Raw genomic sequence first — 12,142 nt, forward strand, 5'->3', positions numbered from 1 at the left:
TCAACCCTAGGACAGTGAATGAAACCCATTTTTGGTAAAGCACCACCATTAGGTATCCGACTCGCATTAGCGGTGATTGCTTCGATGACACTCATTTTAGTTGATGGGCAAACCTCATCAATGACGAAGGCGCGTAGTGTGATGGAAACTGCCGTGGGAGGATTGTATTACCTTGCGAATGGACCAAGAACAGTTCTAGATGGTGTATCAAGCAATTTGGTGGATACCAATAAACTGCTTATTGAAAATAAAGTATTGCGTGAGCAGTTGCGTGAGAAAAATGCTGATCTTTTATTATTGGATCAACTTAAGGTAGAAAACCAACGTCTTCGTTTGCTGCTTAATTCACCTTTACGTACGGATGAATACAAAAAAATTGCTGAAGTGCTCACCGCTGAAACTGACGTCTATCGTCAGCAAGTGGTAATCAATCAAGGTGAACGTGATGGCGCTTATGTCGGTCAGCCAGTGATTGATGAAAAAGGAATGATTGGACAGATTATATCTGTTGGTGAGAACACCAGCCGAGTGTTGCTTTTAACGGATGTGACCCATTCTATTCCCGTACAAGTTTTACGTAATGATGTACGAGTAATCGCGAGTGGCACAGGGCACTCAGATGAACTTACCTTAGATAACGTTCCTCGTTCTGTGGATATTGAAAAAGGCGATTTATTGGTGACTTCAGGTTTGGGCGGCCGTTTTGTGGAAGGCTATCCTGTGGCTGTTGTGCAAAGTGTTTCTCGTGATGGCTCAAATTACTTTGCAACGGTAAAAGCGAAACCTTTGGCTGAGTTAGATCGTTTACGTTATTTGCTTTTACTTTGGCCGAGCAATCTTGATATGTCGAAAGTCAAATCCATGTCGCCGGAAGAAGTACGTCGCCTTGTACAGCAACGTTTAGAAAGTCAAGCTAATGAAGCAACTCATTCAGTGAGTAAAACCAAAATTACAGATGATCAAGAGGATGGAGTACAGCCGCATACAGGAAAAGAAATTGTGGATCCTGACATTCCGACCACAATGCCTCAACAAGAGGAACCCATTTCTCCAGATCAGCAACAACATAGGGAAGAAGACTAATGCAAGGGCGTTTTATTTTTCAATGGGCGACCATTTTATGCTTCTTTGTTGTGGCATTAATTATGGAATTAGCCCCATGGCCAGCAGGCTTTCAAGCTTTTAAACCGTCTTGGTTGGTTTTAGTTTTGCTTTATTGGACGCTTGCGCTACCCGATAGAGTAAGCATTGGTTGGGCATTTTTACTCGGGGTTTTATGGGATATTGTGCTAGGCTCTATTCTTGGGGTTCATGCACTGGTGCTTTCTGTGGCTTTCTATTTTGTTTCCAAATATTACCTAATTTTGCGCAACCTTTCTCTTTGGTTCCAAAGTTTATTGGTACTTCTTTTTGTTTTTGCGATTCGAGTGGCTATTTTCTTGGTTGAATTCTCTTTGCATGGGGCATTTTTCAACTGGCAGGAAATCTTTGGTGCCATCGCATCCGGTGTGTTATGGCCATGGGTTTTCTTATTGATGCGTACTACACGTCGAAGAGTCGGATTACATTAATCATAAAAAAAGCTGATGAAGGAGTTCATCAGCTTTTCTTTTTAGTTTTTACGACGGTAGTTTGTTTTTCTCGTCGTAGTATTTCTTGTTTGAGGCGCAGGATTGCGTTTTAAACGATAAGGTTTTGGAATATCACTAATCAATGAATTCGGGTCATATTGGCTGACCGGAATAGAATGACCAATGTATTCTTCAATTGCCGGTAAATTCATCGCATATTCTTCACAAGCAAAGCTGATAGACGCACCACTTTCACCCGCTCGACCAGTACGGCCAATACGGTGAACGTAATCTTCTCGGTCATCGGGTAGATCAAAGTTAAAAACATGAGTCACGTCTGAAATATGTAATCCACGCGCTGCAACATCGGTTGCAACGAGAATATCGAGCTCACCATCGGTAAATTGTTTGAGCAATGAAAGACGTTTTTTCTGTGCTACATCCCCTGTGAGTAATCCCACACGATGGCCATCTGCCGCTAAATAGCCCCAAATTTCTTCACATTTATGTTTAGTATTTGCAAACACAATACAGCGCTCCGGCCATTCCTCTTCCATTAATGTCAGTAAGAGAGGAATTTTGTCTTCATTTGACGGATAGAAAAGTTCCTCTTTAATTCGATGTCCCGTTTTTTGTTCTGGTTCAATTTCAATGTATTCTGGGGAATTCATATCTTCAAAGGCAAGTTCGCGCACTTTGTAAGAGAGCGTAGCAGAAAAGAGCATGGTTAAGCGTTCTTGCGGAGAAGGGCACTTGCGTAATAAGTAACGAATATCACGAATGAAACCTAAATCAAACATGCGATCCGCTTCATCTAGTACCACAACTTGAATGTCATCTAAACGAATAATGCCTTGTTTAACATAATCAATCACACGGCCAGTGGTACCAATTAAAATATCCACACCGGCTTCGATAGCCTTGAGCTGTTTATCATAGCCATCACCACCATAAGCAAGTGCGGTTCGTAATCCACTTGTTTTAGCTAATAATTCTGCATCATTATTAATTTGTACAGCTAGTTCGCGGGTTGGTGCAAGAATTAATGCACGAGGTTGATTGGTAGCAAAATCAGGTTGATGCGTTAATAAGTGATGAAATGTTGCCGTTAAAAATGCCATTGTTTTACCCGTGCCGGTTTGTGCCTGGCCAGCAACATCTTTTCCTTGTAAGGTAATTGGTAATGATAACGCTTGAATTGGGGTGCAATATTCAAATCCCTTATCTTGTAGGGCTTTTTGTACGATAGGATGTAATGGAAGATCAGCAAATCGCTGCTGACTTAAATAATTTTCTTGCATAATAAATAATAGGTTCTCAGAAATAAATGGGGCTAAGGATAGCACGAAGCCGGAAAAATATCCTTAAAAATAAAACGCTTATTAACAGGTTTAAGCTTGGGATTGAGCAGATTGGGTTCGTTCCCATTTTCTTGCAATATAGCTACAAGTTGGGTGCAAAGTCAGCTTTTTGGCTTGGATAAAATGAATTAAGGCTTGATAGAGTTTGTTTGCCACACCTTGTCCTCGAAGAGAATCATCAACAAACGTATGATTAGCATTAATGGTATCGGGTGTTTCATAAAAATAGGTAAGTTTCGCGATTTTCTTCCCTTGCTCATCGAGTAAGAAAAACTCGCCTTGTTCACCATTATCGTGATGCTGAAGACTCATTTGATACTCCATTCATCACTGAGATTGGGATCCATGGCAAAATCTGCTGTGTCACTTGGAATGGCTTTTTCTTCTGCAGCCCATTCACCTAAATCAATGAGTTGGCAACGTTTGCTACAAAAAGGGCGAAATAGACTTTCCTGAGTCCAAGGTACAGGCTTTTGGCATGTCGGACAGGGGACTTCAAAAATTTCATCAGACATTTTTCTTTCTCGATTCACTTAAATAAAATTGGTGTAATTCTAGCACTTTTTGTTTTAAGTGCGGTAAGTTTTCAGGCAATTTTGCATCATTTGAAATAATATCATCTGCCCATTTTAATCTTTCTTCACGGCTAACTTGTGCATTCATAATAGCTTGAATTTGCTGAATATTATTATGATCTCTCGATGACGCACGAGCCAGCTGAGTTTCAGGTTTTACATCGACAACAAGTATGCGGTCACAAAGCGTGGTGAGCTTGTTTTCAATAAGCAGTGGAACAACAAACAAGGTATAAGGAGCGGTCTGAGCATTTAACTGTGCCAGCATTCTTTCGCGAATAGCGGGATGTAATAAATGATTGAGCCAGTTTTTTTCATCTTCGTCTGCAAATACTTTTTTTCGTAGCTCGGCCCGATTTAATTCGCCTTCTTCAGTCAAAATCGATTTACCAAAGTGCTCAGCAATTTGAACAAGTAGCGGCGAGCCTTTTTCAACCACTTCTCTTGCTACAATATCTGCATCAACAATGGGTACACCAAGTTTAACAAAAAGATTTGCAATTGTGCTTTTTCCACTACCGATGCCGCCAGTGAGGCCTACAATATAAGTCATAATATTCCTTGCTACTTGATTTAGGGGGGATGTTTTACATCTATCCCCTAAACACAATATTTTTCAATGTTGCCAATATATTACATTTATAGGGTTATTGCACTGGTGATGATTAAAGATAAGCAAAGAAAGGGACCGAAAGGTAAAACGGACTTACGAGAAATCCAATAGACTATGATGCCTAATAAACAGGCAGTGAATAAGAAAAGTGGTAAGTGTGCGATGGTGAGATAAGTGCCTATTCCTAAAGCGAGCCAATAATCGCCACGGCCTAAAGCTTCCTTCTTATAAAACCATTTAGACAAATGATAGATAATATAAAAAACACCGAAAAAACTAACCGCACTTTCTAAACTTTGAGAAAGCATCAGAATTGAAAATTCTTGATGTGCGCCGAATAAACCCAAGAAAAATAAAAACAGGCAAGGTGTCGGTGAAATCAGTTGATAATGCCAGTCTAGCCAACTGATAACAAACAGTAGACTAAGCGTAATTGCTAGCCATAAAGTAAATAATTTATCCTGAAGAAAATAACAGAGTGCAGCAAAACAGAGTCCAAACCCTAAAAAATAAAGACAAATATGACCGCACTTTTGAGATTGAATCGCTGCTTTTTCGCTATGGAAAATAGGACTGTTTTCAGGATAAAGTTCGATGTAGTTCTGATAAATTTCTTGTTGTAGATTGGGGATAAAACGATCAATATAAAGCCAAACAAAGATACCCACTAAACCACCCAATAAGAAAAAGGCTAATATCATCATTGGATTACGGATCCCATATTAAAAATCGGCAGATACATGCCCATCATAATAATACCGATTAAACTACCAATGATGAGCATCATTAAAGGCTCTAAAAGTTGGGAAAGTAAATCAATTTGATGATTGAGCTTTTCTTGATAGTTATCAGCAATATGACGCAACATCAAAGCAAGTTTTCCACTTTTTTCTCCAATCTGTAGCATTTGTTGTGCTTCCATTGGGAAAAGATGACTACTGACACTTTCTGAAAATGGATAACCTTGCGAAACCCACTGTAAAATTGACCGCACTTCTTGTTGTAGCAGAATATCACCTTTTAAGGTACGTTGTGTTTGCCAGGTTTGTTGTTTGGGGAGGAAGCTATTTAAGGCTGGCGTTAATGCCACTCCGGATTGAAGCATTAATTGGAGGTTATGGCTAAAACTGATTAGGCGAGAAAGGCAAATGATATTGCCCCAAATTGGCATGCGGCTAATTAGTGCATTCTTTTTTTGATTTAGCCAAAGGGAATGTTTTAATGCCATCTTCAACATAAAAATAGCGAAAGTGCAGGCAATCATTAACGCAACAAAATGATGTTGTAGGAATTGAGACATAGCTAATAATACGGCGGTTAATGTAGGCAAATCAGCGGAATTTTCGCCATACATTTCAGCAAATTGTGGTACAACGAAGAGTAATAAAATCAACGTAAGTGAAAGCGAAATACCTAATACCATGGCTGGATAAAGCATAATTTTTTGTAATTTGCGTTGAAGCGTTAATGATTGCGTTCGACGTTCTGCAATTTTAGTGCATACCTCTGCCAGTTTTCCTGTCATTTCTCCCACTTGAATAAGTTGAATCTCTTGAAAGTTTAAATACTTTCCTTGTATTTCCAAGCTTTGTGAAAACGGAAGACCACTTTCAATTAACTCAATTAAGGCGCTAAGCCACTGATGCAAACCCAATTGTGTGCAGTTGTCTTGCAAAATATGTAGTGCATTTTTTAATGGAATGGCAGAACTGAGCAATGTAGCCAGTTGATTCAATAAAGCACTGATTTCTGCATTTTTCGGTTTCTGATTAAGTTGCCAATCTTGTTGCAAGCGAATGTGACTAAAACCTTTTGCAATTAACAGAAATTGTGCGGCTTGTTTAGATTGAGCAACAAGGCTACCTTTTTGCCATTGTTGTCGCTGATCATAGGCTTGGAAATAAAAGAGTTTTTGCTTTGCCATAGAGACTCCTATTTTTTACCTAACACACGTTGAATTTCATCAAGATCGGTGATGTTATCTTTTACTTTTTCTAATGCACTTTGATAAAGTGAATCGAAATCAGTTTGGTAACAGTTATTTTCACATTGTAAAAATTGATACACCCCAATACGCCCTTGATACCCCTGATGGCAATCGCAAGAATCACTAAAATGTTGACCGCACTTTAAACAACGTTTACGCACCAATCTCTGTGCGATAACTAATAAGAGACTATTTTCAATTTCATGAGATTGAATGCCTAGTTGTTGCAAGCGTGAAATTGCTGAGAGGGCATCGTTGGTATGTAAGGTCGAAAGCACTAAATGGCCGGTTTGAGCTGCTCTTAATGCCATTAATGCACTTTCTTCATCTCGAATTTCACCAAGCATAATAATGTCGGGGTCTTGCCGTAAAAATGTACGAAGTAATCGGCTAAAATCTAAACCGATTTGTGGATTTACTTGAGTTTGAATAATACCTTCCAATTCAATTTCAATGGGATCTTCTGCCGTCATGATATGTTTATCTGGCGTATTGAGCCATTGAAGTGCAGTATAAAGCGAAATACTTTTTCCGCTTCCCGTTGGCCCAGTCACGAGGATTAAACCCTGAGGTTGACCGAGTGCATGTTGAAATTGATTTTGTTGGTTTTTTGTCATGCCAAGTTCAGCAAAACTTAACTGAACAGGTTTATTTTGTTGTAACCGTAATACCGCTTTTTCTCCCCAATGCGTGGGCAAGGTAGAAAGGCGGAAATCTAAAATATCGGAGAATGTCGTTTTGAATTGAAAGCGGCCATCTTGTGGTAGCCGAGTTTCACTGATATCCAGTTTGGCTAAGAGTTTTAAACGAGAAATTACACGATTGGCGAGTGATTTACTGATAATCGGCTGTGGTTGGAGTACGCCATCAATACGTAAACGAGTTAAGAGCCCATTTGGCTGAATTTCTAAATGAATATCGGAGGCATTTTTTTGTAGGGCAGTTTCAAAAACACTGTTTAATAATTGAATAACAGGTTCATCTTCATTAGATAAATTGGCAGTGCTTTCATCTTCTGAATGATGATAAAACGTCGTTTGCTCTTCTATTTGATTGGCTTTCGGTGCAAGGGATTGTAAAAGTTGTTTAAGTTGGGCCGTTTCAAATAAAATCGGTTCAACTAATTTTCCACTTAAAAAAGCAAAGGTTTCACAAGCTGCAAGATTATTCAGCGAATCTACTGCAAGCCATAAATGGTGTTCGTCTTCTTTAATAGGGAGTGCAAAGTAACGTAACAGCAATGCTTGTTGCTGTTGGTTTTGTTGCCAATATTGTGGCGAGATTTGGTAAATCTCGCCATTTTTTGCGATTGCTTGATAAGCCATGTTTCGCTATTTAGCTGAAGAGCAGAAACCTGCAGGGAATAAATCTGCATTGCTTGGGCAAGCGGTTGTCCAGGTGACACCTGATGAGGTTGAACCTGTCGCCGTTAAAGAATAACTGATCCCATCTAATGCACCATTTCCTGTCACCGTAATCACCCCCGATTTCGTGGTGATGGATTTGACATAGCCTTTTGCGGTTGTGATGTCTGCAGCAATTCCATTTGAGCCACCTGAACAGTTTGTTGGGGCATTGGTGCTATAGATACATAGTTCCACATCAGATTTATAAGGTGCAGAAGCTTGTAACAATTCGGAGATAGCCGCTTTTTTGGTATAATTTTGATAAGACGGAATGGCGATCGTCGCGAGAATAGCAATAATCGCAATTACGATCATCAATTCAATTAACGTAAAACCTTTATGTAAAGGTTTAGAAAAAGTCAGTTTCATTAAATTAAATTTCCTTTTGGTTGAATAAAAAAATGCCAGAATTGGCGGCAACATTGTCTAAAAGGGAAAAATGAAAGTAAAACTGACCGCACTTTTTTTGCGATCTCGATCGCAAAAATGAAATTTAATCGCAGAAAAACAGATGAATAAGATAAAAAATGGCTGGTTAAGCCAGGCAAGAAAAGTGATTTCACCCCATTTTGATGAACGTCCTGATGTAGAGGATATTTCATTACTCGTCATTCATTACATCAGTTTACCGCCAGAACAATTTGGTGGGGGATATGTAGATGATTTTTTCCAAGGAAAACTCGATCCCACTATTCATCCTTATTTTGAAGAGATTTATCAATTTCGTGTGTCAGCCCATTGTTTAATTGAACGGGATGGCAAGGTGACGCAATATGTGAGTTTCGATGATAGAGCATGGCATGCGGGACTTTCTTGCTTTGAAGGACGCGATAAATGTAATGATTTTGCGATTGGTATTGAGCTAGAGGGCAGTAATGAACAGCCTTTTACAGAGGCACAATACCAAGTGCTTGCTGCATTAACACGAGATATCATGCAAGCTTATCCGAAAATAACGCTCGATCGTATCGTTGGTCATTGCGATATTTCGCCAGGTCGTAAGATCGATCCGGGTCAATATTTTGAGTGGGAACGCTATTTAGCGTTAGTCAAAAAAGGCTTGGATAAAAAATAATCACTAAAATTTTTGATTGAATGTGAGTAAGATAATTTCTGGGAATAAGCCTTATCTTAATGAAATTAAAGAGAAAATTTTCTCTCTAAAATTGAGGCTAAAATGCTGAGAAGAGTTATGCAACACTCGCCATTTGCTCAATCACAATTTTATCCACAGAAATATTGAATAACTCACAGCTATTATTTCTTCACCAAACAAGGAATGTTTAAACTAAAAAATGGCTGAATTTTTGACCGCACTTTGATGAGAAAAAGTGCGGTCATTTTTTTTGGAAAATTTTTGATTAAAGGTTATACAAAAATGAAAAAAGTGAAGTGTGAAAAGCGATTTTTGATCTTTATACACAGTTAAATTTAGATTATCCAAGTGTTACCCACAGAGTTATCCACAATAGGGTAAATATGCCCATTCGGTTGATAAAAAAGCGAATTTATGAAACAATCTGTAAATTATTTTTGTACAAAATTTAAGGTGAACGATAGTGATCGATTTTGATGGCTACCGTCCAAATGTAGGCATTGTCATTTGTAATCGCAAAGGGCAGGTGCTTTGGGCTAAACGATACGGGCAGAATTCGTGGCAATTCCCGCAAGGTGGAATTAACGATAACGAAAGTGCCGAACAAGCCATGTATCGTGAATTATATGAAGAGGTTGGCTTGCAACCCAAAGATGTGAAGGTGCTTTATGCCTCTAAACATTGGTTGCGTTATAAGCTGCCGAAAAGATTGCTGCGTTATGACAGCAAACCCATGTGTATTGGGCAAAAACAACGTTGGTTTTTGTTGCAATTAGTGGGTGATGAAAAAAATATTAATATGAACACAACAAAATCACCCGAATTTGATGGTTGGCGTTGGGTGAGTTTTTGGTATCCCGTACGTCAGGTAGTGTCCTTTAAGAAAGATGTTTATCGCAAAGCGATGAAAGAGTTTGCTCAAGTGATGTTTGGCAACGAAAAAACATTGCTTGAAAATACGCAAGAGCATGAGACAAATAAACCTTATCATGCGCTGCGTAAAAATGGTTTTTCTAAATATCAAAAACGTTCATCTTATAAATCAAGGGGACAATAATGCTCACTTTTATTCTGCTTTGTTTGATTGTTGGGTCTGTTGTTGGTTTTCTTGCCGGATTATTTGGTATAGGTGGTGGGTTAATTATCGTCCCAACTTTAGTCTATTTATTGCCGATGGTAGGCGTGCCTGAACCCTTGTTGATGTCCACGGCATTAGGGACTTCATTTGCGACCATTGTGATTACTGGATTTTCTTCTGCACAGCGTCATCATAAACTAGGCAATATAGTTTGGAGTGCAGTTAAAGTATTGGCACCGATGGTCATGATTTCGGTCTTTATCTCTGGTTTGTTTATTGGCAAGCTTGATCGTGATGTATCAGCTAAAATCTTTGCCTGTTTAGTTGTGTATTTAGCGGCAAAAATGGTGATTTCTATTAAGAAAAACACAGGGAAAACCAAACCTTTAACAACACAAGCATCTGTTATCGGTGGTATTTTAATTGGGATGGCATCAAGCGCAGCGGGCGTAGGCGGTGGTGGTTTTATCGTGCCATTTTTAAATTCCCGCGGCATTGATATGAAAAAAGCCATCGGTTCTTCCGCATTCTGTGGGGCACTTCTTGGTTTATCAGGCATGTTGAGTTTTATGGTGAGTGGTTGGGGCAATCCTGCCATGCCAGATTATTCTCTGGGTTATGTTTATTTACCTGCCGTGCTTGGTATTACGGGTACTTCATTCTTTACTTCTAAACTAGGGGCAACCGCCACCTCCAAACTCCCTGTCCCAACCTTGAAAAAAGGCTTTGCCTTGCTATTAGTTGCGATCGCAGTTGATATGTTTATGAAATAAGGAATGTTATGAATTCAGAATTTTTGATGCTTCCACATTTTGATCCGACTATTTTCACTTTAGGTGATAGCAATATAGGGTTGCGTTGGTATGGCTTAATGTATCTATTAGGTTTCATTTTTGCCCGCTGGTTAGCTGTTCGTCGTGCAAATCAACCGAATAGTGGTTGGACGGTCGATCAAGTGGATACGTTACTTTTTAATGGCTTTATGGGCGTATTCTTAGGTGGTCGCATTGGTGATGTCTTTTTCTATAACTTCGATCATTTTGTGCAAGATCCGCTGTATTTATTCCGTGTTTGGGAAGGCGGAATGTCATTCCATGGTGGATTAATTGGGGTGATTATCTCAATGATTTGGACCTCTTATTCTCAAAAAAGAAGCTTTTGGCAAACGGCAGATTTCGTGGCGCCCTTGATTCCATTTGGTTTAGGGATGGGCCGAATTGGTAACTTCATCAATTTAGAACTTTGGGGACGAGAAACGGATGTGCCTTGGGCCATGATTTTCCCAAATGATCCATTGTTATTACCGCGCCATCCTTCACAGCTTTATGAGGCGTTCTTAGAGGGTTTCGTGTTGTTTATTATTCTGAATGTCTTTATTAAAAAGCCTCGTCCTGTGGGTTCAGTAGCTGGATTATTCCTGGTTTGTTACGGTATTTTCCGTTTTATTGTTGAATATGTCCGTGAGCCAGAAGTGGAATCTTTCTTAGGCATCATGACACGTGGACAAGCCCTTTGTTTGCCGATGATTATTGGCGGTGGATTAATTATGGCATGGGCATACAATCGCTCGAAAAGTGCGGTTCATCACTAAGGAGTTTTTTATGAAACAATATTTAGATCTTTGCCGACGCATTGTAAATGAAGGTGAGTGGGTTGCTAACGAGCGTACTGGCAAGCGTTGCCTGACGGTGATTAATGCGGATTTAGAATATGATGTTGCCAATAATCAATTCCCCTTAATTACCACGCGTAAAAGCTATTGGAAAGCAGCGATTGCGGAGTTTTTAGGTTATATTCGTGGTTATGATAATGCGGCAGATTTCCGTAAGCTTGGCACCAAAACGTGGGATGCAAATGCCAATGAAAATGCAGCATGGCTTGCCAATCCACATCGTAAAGGCACCGATGATATGGGCCGCGTTTATGGCGTACAAGGCAGAGCATGGTGTAAACCGAATGGCGAAACCATCGATCAACTTCGTAAAATTGTGAATAATTTAAGCCGAGGGATTGATGACCGCGGTGAAATTCTGACTTTCTTCAACCCAGGCGAATTTGACCTAGGCTGTTTGCGTCCTTGCATGCACACACATACTTTCTCTTTAGTAGGTGATACATTGCACTTAACGAGCTACCAACGCTCTTGTGATGTGCCACTTGGCTTAAACTTCAATCAAATTCAGGTCTTTACTTTTCTTGCTTTGATGGCGCAAATTACCGGTAATAAACCGGGTAAGGCATATCATAAAATTGTAAATGCGCATATTTATGAAGACCAACTTGAGTTAATGCGTGATGTGCAATTAAAACGTGAACCATTCCCTTCACCACAATTAGAAATTAATCCTGATATTAAAACCCTTGAAGATCTTGAAACTTGGGTAACGATGGATGATTTCAAGGTGGTGGGTTATCAATCTCACGAACCAATCAAATATCCTTTCTCTGTTTAGGC

Annotated in this window: 15 protein-coding genes; 7 read left to right on the forward strand and 8 right to left on the reverse strand. The window is 39.5% G+C overall.

Going from position 1 to position 12,142, the window contains the following annotated elements; genetic code table 11:
• Positions 1-18: 18 nt before the first annotated feature.
• Together mreC and mreD are read left to right on the forward strand one after the other, a co-directional pair.
• A complete protein-coding gene (gene mreC / locus DPV85_RS05295; protein WP_070582548.1) occupies positions 19-1,083 on the forward strand; it encodes a rod shape-determining protein MreC in 1,065 nt (354 codons plus the stop codon).
• The gene (gene mreD, locus DPV85_RS05300; RefSeq protein ID WP_111327318.1) at positions 1,083-1,571 is read left to right on the forward strand and encodes a rod shape-determining protein MreD; all 489 of its coding nucleotides are present in this window, start codon (positions 1,083-1,085) and stop codon (positions 1,569-1,571) included. Before mreC ends, mreD begins: the two co-directional genes overlap by 1 nt.
• A 41-nt stretch (positions 1,572-1,612) precedes the next feature.
• Here mreD and rhlB read toward each other — a convergent pair whose 3' ends face one another.
• The 8 genes from rhlB to DPV85_RS05340 all read right to left on the reverse strand — a co-directional run bounded on the left by rhlB (position 1,613) and on the right by DPV85_RS05340 (position 7,882).
• Positions 1,613-2,872, reverse strand: coding sequence for an ATP-dependent RNA helicase RhlB (rhlB, locus tag DPV85_RS05305; protein WP_111327387.1), 1,260 nt, complete (start codon positions 2,870-2,872; stop codon positions 1,613-1,615).
• A gap of 90 nt (positions 2,873-2,962) precedes the next feature.
• Entirely contained in the window at positions 2,963-3,244 is a 282-nt protein-coding gene (locus tag DPV85_RS05310; protein ID WP_111327319.1) for a GNAT family N-acetyltransferase, read from the reverse strand.
• Positions 3,241-3,447 carry a DNA gyrase inhibitor YacG gene (gene yacG, locus DPV85_RS05315; RefSeq protein ID WP_111327320.1) on the reverse strand — a complete coding sequence of 69 codons (207 nt, stop codon included), beginning with the start codon at positions 3,445-3,447 and terminating at the stop codon, positions 3,241-3,243. Before yacG ends, DPV85_RS05310 begins: the two co-directional genes overlap by 4 nt.
• Positions 3,440-4,060: a dephospho-CoA kinase gene (gene coaE / locus DPV85_RS05320; RefSeq protein WP_111327321.1), complete on the reverse strand. Its 621-nt coding sequence runs from the start codon at positions 4,058-4,060 to the stop codon at positions 3,440-3,442. Before coaE ends, yacG begins: the two co-directional genes overlap by 8 nt.
• Positions 4,061-4,146: 86 nt before the next feature.
• Positions 4,147-4,824 (reverse strand): prepilin peptidase, encoded by a 678-nt coding sequence (locus DPV85_RS05325; RefSeq protein ID WP_111327322.1) that lies wholly within the window; start codon positions 4,822-4,824, stop codon positions 4,147-4,149.
• Positions 4,821-6,044 (reverse strand): type II secretion system F family protein, encoded by a 1,224-nt coding sequence (locus DPV85_RS05330; RefSeq protein ID WP_111327323.1) that lies wholly within the window; start codon positions 6,042-6,044, stop codon positions 4,821-4,823. The genes DPV85_RS05325 and DPV85_RS05330 overlap by 4 nt, the downstream gene beginning before the upstream one ends.
• 8 nt (positions 6,045-6,052) lie before the next feature.
• Positions 6,053-7,432 carry a GspE/PulE family protein gene (locus DPV85_RS05335; RefSeq protein WP_111327324.1) on the reverse strand — a complete coding sequence of 460 codons (1,380 nt, stop codon included), beginning with the start codon at positions 7,430-7,432 and terminating at the stop codon, positions 6,053-6,055.
• A gap of 6 nt (positions 7,433-7,438) precedes the next feature.
• A complete protein-coding gene (locus DPV85_RS05340; RefSeq protein WP_049369499.1) occupies positions 7,439-7,882 on the reverse strand; it encodes a prepilin-type N-terminal cleavage/methylation domain-containing protein in 444 nt (147 codons plus the stop codon).
• 142 nt (positions 7,883-8,024) lie between these two features.
• Here DPV85_RS05340 and ampD point away from each other — a divergent pair, with 142 nt between their 5' ends.
• The 5 genes from ampD to DPV85_RS05370 all read left to right on the forward strand — a co-directional run bounded on the left by ampD (position 8,025) and on the right by DPV85_RS05370 (position 12,140).
• Complete coding sequence (gene ampD, locus DPV85_RS05345) at positions 8,025-8,588, forward strand: 1,6-anhydro-N-acetylmuramyl-L-alanine amidase AmpD (RefSeq protein ID WP_111327325.1); 564 nt, start codon at positions 8,025-8,027, stop codon at positions 8,586-8,588.
• Between the two features lie 484 nt (positions 8,589-9,072).
• On the forward strand, positions 9,073-9,666 hold the full coding sequence (rppH, locus tag DPV85_RS05355; protein ID WP_049369497.1) for an RNA pyrophosphohydrolase: 594 nt from the start codon (positions 9,073-9,075) through the stop codon (positions 9,664-9,666).
• Positions 9,666-10,460 carry a sulfite exporter TauE/SafE family protein gene (locus DPV85_RS05360; RefSeq protein WP_111327326.1) on the forward strand — a complete coding sequence of 265 codons (795 nt, stop codon included), beginning with the start codon at positions 9,666-9,668 and terminating at the stop codon, positions 10,458-10,460. The genes rppH and DPV85_RS05360 overlap by 1 nt, the downstream gene beginning before the upstream one ends.
• 8 nt (positions 10,461-10,468) lie before the next feature.
• On the forward strand, positions 10,469-11,278 hold the full coding sequence (lgt, locus tag DPV85_RS05365) for a prolipoprotein diacylglyceryl transferase (RefSeq protein ID WP_111327327.1): 810 nt from the start codon (positions 10,469-10,471) through the stop codon (positions 11,276-11,278).
• Positions 11,279-11,288: 10 nt separating this feature from the next.
• On the forward strand, positions 11,289-12,140 hold the full coding sequence (locus tag DPV85_RS05370; protein ID WP_111327328.1) for a thymidylate synthase: 852 nt from the start codon (positions 11,289-11,291) through the stop codon (positions 12,138-12,140).
• Positions 12,141-12,142 lie beyond the last annotated feature (2 nt).

The organism is Haemophilus parainfluenzae (assembly GCF_003252725.1).
Classification (GTDB): Bacteria; Pseudomonadota; Gammaproteobacteria; order Enterobacterales; family Pasteurellaceae; genus Haemophilus_D; species Haemophilus_D parainfluenzae_L.